This is a genomic window from Amycolatopsis ponsaeliensis, assembly GCF_030182635.1.
Taxonomy (GTDB): Bacteria; Actinomycetota; Actinomycetes; order Mycobacteriales; family Pseudonocardiaceae; genus Amycolatopsis; species Amycolatopsis ponsaeliensis.
The window spans coordinates 129,731-144,340 of sequence record NZ_JAPZLD010000029.1; the positions used below are offsets into that span (position 1 = coordinate 129,731).

Below are 14,610 nucleotides of genomic sequence, written 5' to 3' on the forward strand. Positions count from 1 at the left end.
AGGCGGACATGAACCTGAGAGGCATCCGGCACGAGCTCGGCATCACCGCCGAGCTGACCGAGCTGGCCAAGGTCCGCCACTGGGTCCGCACGGTCCTGTGCGGGCTCCCGGCCAACGTGGTCAGCACCGCGGTCATGGTGGTGGACGAGCTGACGTCCAACGCGCTGCGCCACGGCCGCGCGCCCTACCACGTGCGCCTGCTGCCCGGCGCCGCCAAGCTGCGGATCGAGGTCGACGACGGCGGGGGCGCGTCCGCCCGCCGCCGGGGGCCGTCCGACCAGGGTGGCCGCGGGCTCCTGCTGGTGGAGCGCTGCGCGGCGGCGTGGGGCCAGCTGCGCCGGCCCAGCGGCAAGACGCTGTGGGCCGAGCTGGCGACCGACGACCCTGCGGGCGCCCGTGGCTGACCCGGTGCGCACCGCGCGCAGGGCCCCCGACCTCGGAGACCGCGGCTGGGCCGCCGCACCGATGGCCGCGCTGTCCGCCGACGACGGCGGCGTCGTCCTCGCGCTCAACGAAACCGCGCGCACGCTCTTCCCCACCGCCGGTCCCGGCCGGCTCCTGGCGGACACGGTGGCGGACTGGCTGGCCGGGGCGCACGACCGCCGCGACGGCGAGGTCGTCCGCGGCGAGGTCGGCGAGCAGGCCTTCGCGGCCCACCCGATCCCGCACGGCGAGGCCGTGACGTGGTGGCTGGTCGACGAGACCGACGCCCGCGTCGCCCAGGATGCCCTGGCCCGCGAGCAGGAGCGCACCGCGTTCCTCAGCGACGCCTCGGCCGCGCTGCTGGGTTCGCTCAACCTCGAACGCTGCATGGAAGTCGCCGCCCGGCTCGCCGCGCAGCACCTCGCCGACGCGGCCCTGGTCCTGGCGCCCACGACGAGCGGGAACTACCCCGCCGTCTCCTGTGTGCGCGGCGAGGAGCCGACGCGGTCCCGGCTGGAGATCGACCCGGACGAGCTGCCCGGGCTCGGCGAGGCGCTGCAGGGCTTCCCGCCGGTGCCGTCGCGCTGGCTCGACCCGGACGCCGCGCCCGGCTGGGTGCTGCCGTCTGGGTTCGGCCCGGTCGGGTCGATCGTCGTCACACCCTTGCCCGGCCACGGCGTCCCCGCCGGTGCCCTGGTCCTGCTCCGCCGCGGCGAGCGTGCCTCCTTCACCGACCAGGAGGAGCTCTTCGCCCGGCTGTTCGCGGCGCGGGCCGGCGCGGCGATGTCGGCGGCGCGGGTGTTCGCGCTGCAGGCGTCGATCACCGACACGCTGATGCGCGAGCTGCTCCCGCCCACCCTCGAGCAGCTCGGCGGCGTCGAGTTCGCCGGCCGCTACCGCCCGGCCCGCGACGGCGAGCGGATCGGCGGCGACTTCTACGACGTGCACTCGGCGATCGACGCCGGGAGCGACGAGTCGCTGGCCGTGCTCGGCGACGTCTGCGGCAAGGGCCTCGACGCGGCCGTGCTGACCGGGAAGATCCGCACCACGCTGCGCGCGCTGCTGCCGATGGCGGGCGACCACCAGGGCCTGCTGAACCTGCTGAACCGTACGCTCGCCGACCGCCGGGACGCCCGCTTCGTCACGCTGGTGCTGGCCTCGGCCCGCCGCGAAGGCGCCACCGTCCGGTTGCGCGTCACGTGCGCGGGTCATCCGCCGCCCCTGATCGTCCGGGCCGACGGCCGGGTCGAGGAGGCCGACACCCGCGGGAGCCTGATCGGCGTGCTGCCGGAGATCGAGTCGACCGGAGCGGACATCACGCTCGACCCGGGCGAGACGTGCCTGCTCTACACCGACGGGATCATCGAAGCGCGGGGCGGCCCGCTCGGGGACGCGATGTTCGGCGAGGACCGGCTCCGGCGGTCGCTGGCCGAATGCGCGAACATGCCGGCCGACGCCGTCGTCGAGCGGATCCAGATGCTCGCGTCGCAGTGGATCGGCCGCGGCACCCACGACGACATGGCCGTGCTGGCGATCACCGCGCCGCGCGGGCAGCACCTGGCCGCGGTCGGCGGTCACGGGCGCGGGAGGTACACCGCATGAGCACCTCCACCCGCACGCCCGGGGTGGCCGAGCACGCCGAACGGCTCTGGGACGCCGTCACGACCGGCGACGAGTACGCCGCCGGCGACGTCGTGGTCGAGGCGCTCGGCGACGGGACTGACCCGGAGAGCCTGCTGCTCGACGTGATCGGCGCGGTCCAGCGCCGGGTCGGGCAGGAGTGGGCGGCCAACCGCCTCACGGTCGCCCAGGAGCACGCGGCGACCGCGATCAACGACCGCGTCATCGCGACCTTCGGTTACGTGCTGAAGCGGCCGGACCCGCACCTCGGCCGCGTCACGGTCGCCTGCGTCGACGGCGAGTGGCACGCGATGCCCGCCCGGCTGCTCGCCGAAGTGCTGCGGCTGCGCGGTTTCCAGGTCGACTACCTCGGCGCGCAGGTGCCCGCCCCGCACCTGGTCGCCCACCTGCACCGCACCGGGCCGGACGCGGTCGCGCTGTCCGGCTCGATCGCCACCCGGCTGCCGACCGCGCACGCCACGATCACCGCGTGCCAGGCGGCCGCGACGCCGGTCATCGCCGGTGGCGCGGCGTTCGGCCCCGACGGCCGGTACGCCCGGCTGCTCGGCGCCGAGGCGTGGGCGCCGGACGCGCGCTCGGCCGCCGACCGGCTGGCCGAACCACTCCCCCGCCCGCACGCCGGGCACCAGCCGCTCGACGACCTGCCGCACCTGGCCGACCAGGAGTACACGCTGGTCACGCGCAGCTCGGGCCGGTTCGTCAAGTCGGTGCTGACCGGCCTGGAGGAGCGCATCCCGGCGATGCGGACCTACACCGACCTGCAGCGCCAGCACACGGCCGAGGACCTCGCACACATCGTCGAGTTCCTGGCGACGGCGCTGTACGTCGGCGACGGCGAGCTGTTCACCGGTTTCCTGAGCTGGACCGCCGGGATCCTCACCGCGCGGGGCGTCCCGGCCGCGTCATTGGTGCCTGCGCTCGACCTGCTCGAAGCGGAACTGCGCGACTTCCCTCGGGCGACCGACCTGCTCCGCGCTGCGCGCACGCACCTGGCGGAGCCGGCCGCCGGATCGGGGCTGTCGGCATGACCGGCGGGCTGACCTGCACCTGGACGGCCTCGGACAGCGCCACGGCCCGCGTCGCGATCGTCGGCGAGCTCGAGTTCGCGACAGCCCGGCTGCTGCTGCAGCTGGTCACCGACCGCTTGGCCGACTACCCGGACGTCCGGGACGTGCGGCTCGACTGCGGCGAGGTCGCCTTCTGCGACTCCTCCGGGCTGTCCACCCTGCTGCTGGTCCACCGCGCGGTCACCGGCGCGGGGTCCCGGCTGTACCTGGACAACCGGCCGCCCGCGCTGGATCGCCTGCTGGCGTTGACCGGCACGGCGGCGTACCTCACCGGCGAGGCCGCCGACTCACGCGCGCGCCGCGATTCCTAGGCGCCGTCCGACGAGCATCCCCGGCCCGCCCGCGGTGCCCGGCCGGATCGCCGAGGCGGCGGCCCGAACGTCTTGAATGACTCATTCAGGTCCTCGGATCACAGGGCTCCGGCAAAGCCGGGTTCCCGGCGGTTGCCTTCGGCGGGCGAGCCGGTGGCCTCGTCGGCGGTGTCTTGAATGAGTCATTCAGGGCGTACGAGGTCCTGCATGACTCATTCAAGACACTCGCCGCCCGCCGACTCACGCGCGCGCCGCGACTCCTAGCCCCTCCAGCTCCCACGGGTCGTGGGCGCTGAAGAGCGTCACCTCGTCGCCGTGCCGCCGCGCCAGCTCGCGCAGCCGCGCCTGCGTGCCCACCCGCAGGTCGTGGTGGATCTCCGAGCGGGTCTGGACGATGTCCAGCACCGGGTGCGGCTCGGGGTCGGCGGTCAGCTCCCGGTGGTAGTAGTACGCGTCCCCGCAGTGCAGCAGCCAGCCCGTTCCGTCGTGCACCGCGACTCCCGCGTGGCCCGCCGTGTGCCCACCGAGCGGGACCAGCCGGATGTCCGCCGTGACACCCCGCAACGGCACCGCAGCGAAGCCGAACCAGTCATCCCCGGACGGGGCTTCGTAGGTCTCCCACTTCGGGCCGTGCGCCCAGTGCGCCGGCCGGTACCGGAAGCTCGGTGCCTCGGCCAGCGCCGCGTCGAGCTCGGCCGTGAGGACGTGGACCCGCGCGTCCGGGAAGTCGGGCAGGCCGCCGCAGTGGTCGACGTCGAGGTGGGTGACGACGACGTGCCGCACGTCCGCCGGGTCGAAGCCGAGCCGGGCGACCTGCCGGACGGCCGTCTCGTCTTCGGCCAGCAGCGGCTGGGCCATGGCGACCCAGTCGCCGCCCAAAGTCCGGTCGGGGTCGCGGACGTCGTCGAGGCCGAGGCCGGTTTCGACGAGCACGAGACCGTCGTGCTCGGTCTCGGCGAGCAGGCAGTGGTTGACCGCGTGCGCGGCGGGGAGTCCGGGGGCTTCGATCTGCCGCACGGACCCGCAGTTGAGGTGGTGGATCTTCATGCCGCCATCGTCTGACTTGAACTACGCTTCAAGTCAAGGAGGCCACGATGACCCTGCTCGACATCGCCGAAGTCGCCGAGAAGTCCGGGCTGGCGCCGTCCGCGCTGCGGTTCTACGAGAAGCGCGGGCTCGTCGAACCGGCCGGCCGCAACGGCCTGCGCCGCACGTACCACCCGGACGTCCTGCGCCGCCTCGACCTCGTGGCCTGCGCCCGCGGCGCCGGGTTCACGATCGCGGAGATCGCCCGCTTCCTCGTGGCGACCCCGAGCGACGACGCGCTGCGCGAGCGGATGGCGGTCAAGGCGTCGGAGCTCGACGACGCCATCGACCGGCTCACCCGGATGCGCGACAGCCTCCGCCACGCCGCGACCTGCGACCACGTGCCGCTGGTCGAGTGCCCGGACTTCAAGCAGGCGATTTCGTAGCTTTCGCCAGCGCGGACGGCCACCAGATGCGCCGCCCGACGTCGACGGTCAGCGCGGGCACCAGCAGCGACCGCACCAGGAACGTGTCCAGCAGGACGCCGAACGCGACGATGAACGCGATCTGGGCGAGGAACAGGATCGGGATCACCGCGAGCGCCGAGAACGTCGCGGCGAGCACCACACCGGCGGAGGTGATCACGCCGCCGGTCAGCGACAGCCCGCGCAGCGTGCCCTCGCGCGTCCCGCGGGTCAGCGCCTCCTCGCGGACCCGCGTCATCAGGAAGATGTTGTAGTCGATCCCCAGCGCCACCAGGAAGACGAACCCGAACAGCGGCACGACCGGGTCCGCGCCCGGGAAGTCCAGGAGGTGGTTGAACACCAGCGCCGACACGCCCATCGTCGCCGCGAACGACAGCACCACCGTCGCGATCAGCAGCAGCGGCGCGAGCAACGACCGCAGCAGCAGGGCCAGCACGAGGAAGATCACCAGCAGCACGATCGGGATGATCAGCGCGCGGTCGTGCTCCGAGGTCTTCTGCGTGTCGAGCTGGATCGCCGTCGGGCCACCGACTTTCGCGTCCGCGCCGGGGATCGCGTGCACGGCATCGCGCAGCTTGCCGACGGTCGCGACCGCCGCTTCGGAGTCCGCCGGATCGTTCAGCACGGACAGGACCTGCACCCGGCCGTTCACGACCTTGGGCTTGCCGTCCGGGCCGGGCAAGGGGAACGACTTCGCGATTCCGTCCATTGTGGACGCCTTCAGCACGGCGGGCAGCGCGCCGGCGTCGGCGACCGTGATCGCGGGTGCGCCGAGTCCGCCCGGGAAGTGCCGGCCGAGGACGTCCTGCCCGGTCCCGGATTCGACCTGGGTGAGGAACACGTCGGACTGCGCGGTGCCGGACGCCTTGAGCTGCGGCAGGAACGCGACGCCGACGCCGAGGATCAGCGCCGTCACCACCCAGACCGTCCGCGGGCGGCGGCCGACGAGGCCCGCCACGCGGCCCCAGATCCCCGCCGTCTCCGGGTGCGGCGAGCCGAGGGCCGGCTTGAACGGCCAGAACGCGCCGCGGCCGCAGAGGGCCAGCGCTGCGGGCAGGAACGTGGTGGAGGCCAGCAGCGCGGCGCCGATGCCGATCGCCGCGACCGGGCCGAGGCCCTTGTTCGAGTTCAGGTCGCTGAACAGCAGGCACAGCACGCCGAGGATGACGGTGCCCGCCGAGGCGGCGATCGGTTCGAGCGTCGCGCGCCAGGCGAGCTTCAGCGCGTCGAACCGGCTGGGTGTGTCCCGCAGCTGTTCCCTGAACCGCGCGACGGTCAGCAGGGCGTAGTCGGTCGCCGCGCCGAACACGAGGATCGAGAGGATGCCCTGGCTCTGGCCGTTGAGCGCGAGGACGTCGTTCTTCGCCAGCAGGTAGACGACGAGGCTGGCGAGCCCGAGCGCGAACACCGCCGAGAGCAGCACCAGGAACGGCAGCAGCGGGCTGCGGTAGACCGCGATGAGGATCAGCGCGACGACCCCGCCGGCGACGAGCAGCAGGATGCCGTCGATGCCGCCGAACGCCTTCACCAGGTCGGCGATCTGCCCGGCCGGCCCGGTGACCAGCACGGTGAGCCCGGCCGGGGCGCCTTCGAGGTGCGCGCGGACCTCCTTGACGACGTCGGCGGGGTTGCCGTCGGCGAAGACCGGCACGGCCAGCTGCACGGCCTGGTCGTCGCGCGGCGCCTGCTCCGGCTTGCCGAGCGGGCCGACGACGCCGGGGATGCCGCCGAGTTCCTGCGCTTTGGAGTCGAGGAACCGGCGGTCGTCGGCGGTCAGGCCGGTGGTGCGCTCGGCGACGACGGTCGCGGGCAGCACCTGGCGCGGGGTGAAGGCCTTCTGCTCGTCGGAGACCTCGGTGGCCTCGGCCGAGCGCGGCAGGAAGGCGGCGTTGTCGTTCTTCGCGACTTCGCTGAGCTTCCCGGCGAACGGCCCGCCGAACCCGCCCAGCCCCAGCCAGGCGATCACCAGGAGGGCGGGGATCAGCCAGCGGAGCCGGCGCGGCTTCTCGTTCATGGTCGCTAAGGTCCTTTCGAGGGCGAACACGCCCAATTGTTCAGCAAGCTGAACATTCTGCACGACGACCCGGAGTGACGGTGAGCACAACCCCCGAACCCGACCTGAGCACGTGGCCCACGGGCCGCTTGCTCGCGGTGGCCGCGCGCCTGGTGGAGCACCGCTGGGCGGCCGTGCTCGACGGAATGGGACTCACCCACGCGGGGCTGATCTCGCTCCACACGTTGCGCGACGGGCCACTCCCCCAGCGGACGCTGGCCCGGCGCTGCCAGGTGACCGACCAGACGATGAGCCGCACACTCGAGCGGCTGGCCAAGGCGGGGTTCGTCACCCGGACCCCGGACCCGGCCGACGCGCGGCGGCACCTGACCCGGCTGACGGCGCGCGGCCGGGCGGTGCACGAACAGGCGGTGCGGGCCGAGCCCGCGTTGCTCGGCGTCCTGGGCGAGGACGACGCGTTCCGCGCCGGGCTGCTGGACGTGATCACGCGGCTGTCCGCGGACGATCGAGACCAACCGGTGACCTGAGCGGCCCCGCGCAGGCCAGGCCCGGATTCCCGGGCCCGGCCCGCTTCGCCGCCGTCATTCCGGCGATTCAGCTCCGGCAGGCGTGGGTAGCTCTTCTCACATGTGGATCGCGGTGAGCACCCCAGTGGCCCTCCTGATCGCTACCGTCCTCATGGAGCGGTTCGAGCGACGATGCACTCTGATGCCCGCCGCGAAGGCCGAACCGGCCGAGCTGCCGGCTTCCGCCGCCCTCGAATAGAGTCCCTTGTGGACAGTCCGCCTCGACTGTGATCCACGTCTCATTCCTCCTCGCCGAGAACCCGCGACCCCTCCCGCGGCGACTGACGAAGCAGATCCGGCGAACTCCGGGTCGAGGGAGGGAGAACACCATGCGCAGCAAGTCCACCCGCACGGTGATCGGCCTGGCCACCGCGGCCGGGCTCGTCACGGCGGTGAGCATCGGCATCGCCGGCGGTGCGTCGGCGGCATCAGGGACTTCGGAGGCGACCATGACCACGCAACCACCCAAGGGCGCTCGCGCCACCGTAGAGGTGACGCCGAACCCGACGTCCCAGCGCGGCCAGGAAGTGACGATCACGGGCAACTGCGGGGGCGGCACCGGACTGAAGTCCGTGCTCGGCGGCTTCCCGGAGCACCCGGCACTGGAGAACATCCGGATCATCGACGCCGGGCCGGACCACTTCGTCGCCAAGGCGACGGTGGCCCAGCACATCGGCAACGGCGTCGGCCCGGTCTTCGTCGACTGCGGCGGCGAAGCGGGAGTGACCCTTTTGGTCACGCACGTCTGAGGCGGACGGCCCGCCCACCGGAGGCGTTCCGGTGAGCGGGTCATCCGGTGAATTCAGCCGAATTCAGCAGGTCTTCCACGCGAAGTGGTAAATCGTGTCGACACTCGCGTGCTCGGAATCCATTTCGATGTAACTCGTTCCGGAGGAGGTGCCCGCGTCCGCCCGCAGTTCCGCATTGATGTTCAGGTTGCGGTCCTCACCGCACGGGGCGAACACCAGCGCCGCGACGTCGGTGGTGTCGCTCGCCCGCCACACACCGTGGAACGGGCCCGGGTACGTGTGCCGGACCCGCGCGGTCGGCGACGTGCCGGCGAAGTAGTAGTTGGCCTGCTCGAGCGCGCTCGCCCCGCTCTCGATGTGCGCATAGCCCCGGTACTCGGCCTCGGCGATCGCGTACGTGAACCCTTGCGGCACATGGACGAGCACGTTGATCTGGCAGTTCTTCCGGGCGTCGAGCGCGGGCGCGCCACCGCCGGCCTTGGCGGTGAAGTTCGAGTAGTGCACCGTGAACGACGTGTTGTCGGACGCGACGTCGGCCGACGCCGTGGCGGTGCCGGCCGGGCAGCCGGACCCGTTGATCGTCTTGACGTCGAGCGTGATCTTTTCGGTCGGAGCCGATACCGCCGCGGAATCGACGGGTGCGGCGACGGCGGACAGAATCATTCCGGCTACGACCACTAAACCGAGCATGACGCTCCTCCAAATGGGCCACGGTGCCTTTTGCTCACGATGATCGCGCGCGGAACGGATAGTAGCGCGATCGCCACCATTTCGACGGCCACTGAACGGAGTAACACGACAACCCGGAGTGCGGGAAATCCATTTCCCGCTATTTCACCCGGTATCCGTTGTACAAATCGAAGAATCGGCGGTCAGGACTGGTTCAGACCAGTATCGTGCCGGAGCGAGTAGGGCGGGGTCGCGCCGGCGAGCAGGGCGTCGGCGTCCAGCGTCGTGGCCCGGCTCCCCCGCTCCGCGAACCGCCGCGCCACCAGCGCACCCGGCTCGCCGACGCGGTCCGCGCGTCCGGAGAGGAAGGCCCACTCGTGCTCGTCGGAACCGAAGTACAGCACCGTCCCGAACACCTCGCGGAACCGCCGCCAGGACGCGAGCAGCGTTTCGTTGCGCCACAGCGTCGGGCAGCCCGCCTGGCAGGTGACCACTCCGCCGGGTGCCAGCACGCGCACGCAGCGGCCGAGGAAGTCCGTGCCGTACAAGCGGTTGTGCTGCGCCTCCGGATCGGTGTTCTCGTCCGGCAGGTCGATGACGACGACGTCGTAGGTGTCGCCCCGCGCTTCGGCCGCGGCCAGGAACGCCCAGCCGTCCTCGAAGGACACCCGGACCGGCCCGTCGCCGCGCGCGAGGTCCGCGGTCGTGTAGCCGTAGGGCAGGTGCTCGGCGCAGGCCCGCACCGCCTGCTCGTCGATGTCGACGTGGTCGACGTGCGCGGCCCCGGCGGCCACCGCCAGCTCGGACGCGACACCCTCGCTCGATCCGATGATCAGGACCCGCCGCACCTGCTCGGCCAGCAGCAGCGCGGGCACCATCAACGCCTCGTGGTAGACGAGCTGGCTCGCTTCGGTGCTCTGGCGTTCGCCGTCGCAGAACAGCGAAATCCCCTGCGCGGTCTTCCCGATCAGCACCTCCTGGAACGGCGTGCGCGCACTGAACACGACGTCGTCGACCTCCCAGACGCGGGTGAGGCCGGCGCCGACCGGTTCGTGGATCGTGGGCATCAGCGTTCTCCCCGGTGCAGGACGGACAGGTGGACCGAAGCGGCGTCCAGCGACTTCGCCAGCAACCGCAGCGCGTACTCGGGGTCGGCGCGGTCGCCGCAGGTGAACACGTCGGCGAACAGCGACCCGTGCTCGGGGTACGTGTGCACGGACGCGTGCGACTCGGCCAGCAGCGCGATCACCGTGGCGCCCTGCGGGGCGAACCGCTTGGCCACGACGTCGACGACCGTCGCGCCCGCCTCCGTCACCGCCGCCCGCAGCAGCTCCCCCAGCCGCGCGGGGTCGTCGAGCAGGCCCGGGTCGATGCCGTGCAGCTCGGCCAGCACGTGGCGCCCGGTGAACCGGCCGACCTCAGGCATCACCCCACCCCCCGACGCAGTAGGTGCGCAGCGGCTCGATGCCGTTGAACGCGACGGACGCGTAGCTCGCGGTGTAGGCCCCGGTGCCCGGCAGGTCGAGCCGGTCGCCGGTCGTCAGGGACAGCGGCAGCTCGTACGGCGTGCGCTGGTAGAGGACGTCGTCGCCGTCGCAGGTCGGCCCGGCGAGCACCACCGGCCCGGCCGGTCCGTCGTGCGGTTCGACCGGCTCGAACCGGTAGGCGATGGCCTCGTTCTCGGCCTCGGCCAGTCCGTTGTAACGGCCGATGTCGAGGTACACCCACCGCCGCTCGCCGCGGTGCGCGACCAGCACGACCTCGGTCCGCAGCAGGCCCGCGTCGGCGACGAGCACCCGGCCCGGCTCCAGCATCAGCTCGGGCCGGTGCCCGGGAAAGTACGTGTCGAGAGCCGTGGCGATCTTGGCCGCGTACACGGCCAAGGGCGGGACGCCGGTCCGGTGCGCGGTCGCGAAACCGCCACCCAGGTTGAGCCGCGTCATCGCGACGCCCTGCGCTTCGGCCTCGGCGAACAGCTTCGCCGCCGTGGCGATCCCGATCTCCCACGCGGCGACGTCCGGCTGCTGCGACCCGACGTGGAACGCGATGCCGGGCCGCAGTCCGAGCGCGGCCGCGCGCAGCACCAAGTCCAGGGCCTCCGCCGGTTCGCACCCGAACTTGCGGCCGAACGGCGTCACCGAGTCGGGCGCGTCGAGCACCACGCGGATCGAGACGGCCGCGCCCGGCGCGTGCCGGCCCAGGTGGTCGATGTCGGCAGGCGCGTCCGACGTGAACTCCCGGACCCCGCGCTCGAAGGCGAACGCGATGTCGCGGGGCTTCTTGATCGGGTTGCCGTAGGCGAGGTCCGCCGGGGCCGCGCCGCGCTCGAGGCAGAGCGCGAGCTCGGCGGGCCCGGCGACGTCGAAGCCGATCCCGGCCGCCACCAGCGCGTCGAGCACCGGGGCCGCCGGGTTGGCCTTGACCGCGTACCGGATCAGCGCGCCCGGGAACGCCGAGCGGACCTCGCGCGCCCGCGCCGCGACGGCGTCGGTGTCGACGACGAGGCACGGGGTCGGCGGGTCCTGGTCCTCGAGGAACCGGCGGACGGGATCGGCGCACACGGCGCCAGTCTTGCAAACGACGTCAGACGAACCGCCACAGGTGGTCCGGTGACCCGTTGTCGTCCCACTGGGTCACCTGCGCGCCGTCCGCGGTGGACTGCTGGTCGACCGCCATGACCTTGCCGCTGCGGACGTTGACGAGCTTCGACCAGCCGTCGCCGGCGTCGGCGATCCGCCAGTTGTGGTCGGGCGTGCCGTTGTCCTGGAACTGCTGGACGTGGGCGCCGTTGTCGAGGCTCTGGTCGTGGACCGCGAGGATCTTGCCGCTGTTGCGGTTGACGATCCGGACGGTGCCGTCGCCGTTGTCGACCACGGCCCAGAGGTGGTCGGCCGTGCCGTTGTCGGCCCACTGGGTCACTTCGGCCGTGTCGGCCAGCGACATGTTCGACACGGCGAGCACCTTGCCCGAGCGCTGGTTCTGCAGCTTGCGCCAGACCGTCGTGGACCCGGCGGGCCGGGTCAGCAGGGCCAGGTAGCCACCCGCGACCGGGCGGGCCTGGAAGCCGCGCTGGGTGGCGTCGGCGACGACGTACCAGTCACTGAAAGGCACCCGCTGCGGCGTGCTGTTCGCGTAGCTGTACACGCCTTCGACCAGCGTGTTCCGGATGTTCGGCTGGTCGGTGAGCCACGCCGCGGTCCACAGCTCCCAGTCGGCCTTCGTGTAGTTGTTGCGCGGGTCGAGCAGGACGCCGTGGGCGCCGGCGCGGCCCTGGTACCAGGCGGCCTCCTGCGCCGCGACGCCGAGCGGGACCAGGTCGAGGCCGAGCACGCGGTCGGCGAAGCCGTTGTACTTCAGGCTCCACGTGCCGGGCTGGTCGTAGGCGAGCTTGAGGTGCTGGTTCGACGAGTCCTGGGCCAGCGTCACCCACTGGCTGACGTAGCTGCGGGACGTCGACCGGTAGCGCTGGACGTCGGCGGTGGTGCCGGTGGCGGCGGCGATGACGCCCATCGCGCCGACGCCGATGATGCCCTTGAGCGCGAGGTTGGCGCTGTGGGCGATGAAGCCGGTGAAGTCGTCGGTCTGGTTCTGGAAGCCGGGGTCGAGGGTGTTGCCGATCAGGTACTCGGCCCACTGCCGCAGGATCCGGTAGTGGGTGGTGGCGAACGCGCTCGCCTCCGCCGAGGGCAGCCGCTGCACCAGGGCGGCGGCCATGATCAGCAGGTTGGCCGATTCCTCGACCGGCATGCTCTCCTCGTTGCCGTCGTTGTGCCCGGTCGCGTCCGGGTAGTGCGTGCCGAGGTCGTGCTCGGCGAACTGCATCGGCCAGCCGCCGCGCTCGGCGTAGTCGAGCAGCGGCTCCAGGATCAGCCGCAGGTAGGCCGGGGAAAGGTAGAGGTAGGCGGGGAACGCCGGGTAGGTGACGTCCACTGTGGACATGTTGCCGTTGGAGGAGATCTCCTTGAGGAAGCCCCACGGCGCGCCGCCGCGGTCGACGAGCTCGGTACCGCCGAAGGCCTGGCGCAGGGCCAGCGCGCAGATCCCGGCGTAGTGCTCGCCGGTGGTCCCGCCGCCGCCCGCCGCGACGGCGTCGTCGTGCAGGCGCTGGTCGATCGCGGTGGCGGCGCCGAGCGCGCTCGCGTAGTCGCCTGCGAACCAGACCGCCATGTCCTGCCAGCTGCCCCAGTAGTGCGTCCACCAGGGGCGCAGCTCGGTGCCGAGGTAGCGGACGGCGGGCGTGCGGACGTGCCCGATCGCCAGCGTGAACGGGGTCGACGAGCCACCGGCGGGGATCGTGCCGAGGTTCTTGTTGAAGGCGAGGACGGGCCAGCGGTCGTTGATCGCGCGTGGCTGGGCGGTGTCGCTGGTGTTCGGCAGCGAGCCTTGACCGGCCGACGCGGCGCGCACGACGGTGTCCTGCCCGATCTGCCAGCTGACGCCGGACGTCGGCGCGACGAGCACGAGCGAGCCCCAGCTGGCCTGGTCGCCGTTCTCCTGCAGGACGCCCGGGCTCGCCGGGGTGCAGCTGAGGAGGGTGTAGCCGCCCGACTGCTGCTGCGTCCAGGTGACCGGGGTCGCGGTGTTGCCGTGCACCCACTCGGCGGAGGTGTCGAAGTGCAGGTCGACGGCGTGCGCGCGGCCGTCGGCGCTGGCGGCCTGGAGGGTCACGTAGCCGAAGGGCACGCACTGGCGCTGCAGGTTCGCGGGGTCGACGGGCGAGAAGAACGGGACGGTGAGGTTCACGCCGCCGCCGGTGAGGACGTAGGTCGAACGCGTACCGGTGACCTGCAGGCTGACCTGCGTCATCGGGGTGAGGGCTGGCCCGGACGGCAGGGCGGGCGACCCGGCGAAGACGTAGGCAGCGCCGTCGATGCGGGCGAGGCCGCACAGGGCGGTGGTGTGCCCGGTCCAGAAGCTCGACCAGGTGCCGGCGAGGTTGTCGGCGGGCTGCCAGGCGGAAAGGTAGGGCGAGCGGACGATCAGCGGGGTCGCGGGCGGCCGGATCGGACTGAAGGTCCCCGCGGCGGCGGCCGTCCCGGGCAGCCAGAGCGCCGCGGCCACGGCGGCGGCCGTGCCCCCGGCAAGCCGGAGCAGGTCCCGGCGGGTGAGGTGAGCGCGTTCTCGGGAGGACATCGGTGGCCCCTTCCACGGCGTGCGAGCCGGTGCGGGGATAACTTTTACATCGTTGGTACAACGTTGTAAATCCGCCGTTGGTCGGTGTGGTGATTCTTTTGCGGACCAGTGGAGGCGCAGGTCCGGTACGGATTTCGGCGGTGCTGCGGTGGGCGGCACGGCGGTGGGTGGCGCAGGCCGGCCGGTGCGGCCGAGCGGTCCGGTGCATGCGTGCAGCGCGGGCGGCGCGGCCGAGCGGCGCGGTGCAGGCGGTGCGGACCGGCTCGGCGACCGTCGCGCCGCGACGACGCGCGGCGGCACGGCGCGGCGGTGTGCGGCACGGCGGCACGCGACGCGGCAACGCGGCGGCTGCTCGCGATGACTCGGCACGGCGGGGCGCGGGGCCGCGCGGCAGCGCGGCAGCTGCTCGCGGCGGCGCGGCTGTAAGCCCAGCCCAGCCCAGCCCAGCCCAGCCCAGCCCAGCCCAGCCCAGCCCAGCCCAGCCCAGCCCAGCCCAGCCCAGCCCAGCCCAGCCCAGCCCAGCCCA

Annotated in this window: 14 protein-coding genes; 7 read left to right on the forward strand and 7 right to left on the reverse strand. The window is 72.7% G+C overall.

Translation table 11 applies throughout. The annotated features are described in order from the left end of the window. The first annotated feature begins 8 nt into the window (after positions 1–8). Genes QQ657_RS35480 through QQ657_RS35495 form a run of 4 tightly spaced genes read left to right on the forward strand, consistent with a single transcriptional unit; the run spans position 9 to position 3,442 of the window. Entirely contained in the window at positions 9–404 is a 396-nt protein-coding gene (locus QQ657_RS35480) for an ATP-binding protein (protein WP_284746683.1), read from the forward strand. Continuing rightward, positions 397–2,025, forward strand: a complete 1,629-nt coding sequence (locus QQ657_RS35485) for a PP2C family protein-serine/threonine phosphatase (protein WP_350310728.1) — start codon at positions 397–399, stop codon at positions 2,023–2,025. The genes QQ657_RS35480 and QQ657_RS35485 overlap by 8 nt, the downstream gene beginning before the upstream one ends. Next, positions 2,022–3,092, forward strand: coding sequence for a cobalamin B12-binding domain-containing protein (locus QQ657_RS35490; RefSeq protein WP_284746684.1), 1,071 nt, complete (start codon positions 2,022–2,024; stop codon positions 3,090–3,092). Before QQ657_RS35485 ends, QQ657_RS35490 begins: the two co-directional genes overlap by 4 nt. Continuing rightward, positions 3,089–3,442, forward strand: coding sequence for an STAS domain-containing protein (locus QQ657_RS35495; protein WP_284746685.1), 354 nt, complete (start codon positions 3,089–3,091; stop codon positions 3,440–3,442). The genes QQ657_RS35490 and QQ657_RS35495 overlap by 4 nt, the downstream gene beginning before the upstream one ends. Before the next feature lie 240 nt (positions 3,443–3,682). Here the strand turns inward: QQ657_RS35495 and QQ657_RS35500 are convergent, their stop codons facing one another. After that, positions 3,683–4,489, reverse strand: a complete 807-nt coding sequence (locus QQ657_RS35500; protein WP_284746686.1) for an MBL fold metallo-hydrolase — start codon at positions 4,487–4,489, stop codon at positions 3,683–3,685. A gap of 47 nt (positions 4,490–4,536) precedes the next feature. Between QQ657_RS35500 and QQ657_RS35505 the strand changes: the two genes are divergently transcribed. Beyond that, positions 4,537–4,914, forward strand: a complete 378-nt coding sequence (locus tag QQ657_RS35505) for a MerR family transcriptional regulator (RefSeq protein WP_284746687.1) — start codon at positions 4,537–4,539, stop codon at positions 4,912–4,914. Here the strand turns inward: QQ657_RS35505 and QQ657_RS35510 are convergent. Continuing rightward, entirely contained in the window at positions 4,895–6,967 is a 2,073-nt protein-coding gene (locus tag QQ657_RS35510; RefSeq protein WP_284746688.1) for an MMPL family transporter, read from the reverse strand. The two genes, QQ657_RS35505 and QQ657_RS35510, sit on opposite strands and share 20 nt — an antisense overlap. A 74-nt stretch (positions 6,968–7,041) precedes the next feature. Here QQ657_RS35510 and QQ657_RS35515 point away from each other — a divergent pair, with 74 nt between their 5' ends. Together QQ657_RS35515 and QQ657_RS35520 are read left to right on the forward strand one after the other, a co-directional pair. Continuing rightward, entirely contained in the window at positions 7,042–7,494 is a 453-nt protein-coding gene (locus QQ657_RS35515) for a MarR family winged helix-turn-helix transcriptional regulator (protein WP_284746689.1), read from the forward strand. Between the two features lie 368 nt (positions 7,495–7,862). Then, entirely contained in the window at positions 7,863–8,282 is a 420-nt protein-coding gene (locus QQ657_RS35520) for a hypothetical protein (protein WP_284746690.1), read from the forward strand. A 63-nt stretch (positions 8,283–8,345) separates the two neighbouring features. On the opposite strand, the gene QQ657_RS35525 is transcribed toward QQ657_RS35520, so the two are convergent. From QQ657_RS35525 to QQ657_RS35545, 5 genes are all read right to left on the reverse strand, one after another. Beyond that, on the reverse strand, positions 8,346–8,972 hold the full coding sequence (locus QQ657_RS35525) for a DUF4360 domain-containing protein (protein ID WP_284746691.1): 627 nt from the start codon (positions 8,970–8,972) through the stop codon (positions 8,346–8,348). Between the two features lie 182 nt (positions 8,973–9,154). Continuing rightward, the gene (locus QQ657_RS35530; protein ID WP_284746692.1) at positions 9,155–10,018 is read right to left on the reverse strand and encodes a spermidine synthase; all 864 of its coding nucleotides are present in this window, start codon (positions 10,016–10,018) and stop codon (positions 9,155–9,157) included. After that, on the reverse strand, positions 10,018–10,377 hold the full coding sequence (speD, locus tag QQ657_RS35535) for an adenosylmethionine decarboxylase (protein WP_284746693.1): 360 nt from the start codon (positions 10,375–10,377) through the stop codon (positions 10,018–10,020). Before speD ends, QQ657_RS35530 begins: the two co-directional genes overlap by 1 nt. Next, positions 10,370–11,512 (reverse strand): type III PLP-dependent enzyme, encoded by a 1,143-nt coding sequence (locus tag QQ657_RS35540; RefSeq protein WP_284746694.1) that lies wholly within the window; start codon positions 11,510–11,512, stop codon positions 10,370–10,372. The genes speD and QQ657_RS35540 overlap by 8 nt, the downstream gene beginning before the upstream one ends. Positions 11,513–11,534: 22 nt before the next feature. Further along, complete coding sequence (locus tag QQ657_RS35545) at positions 11,535–14,084, reverse strand: glutaminase domain-containing protein (protein ID WP_284746695.1); 2,550 nt, start codon at positions 14,082–14,084, stop codon at positions 11,535–11,537. Positions 14,085–14,610 lie beyond the last annotated feature (526 nt).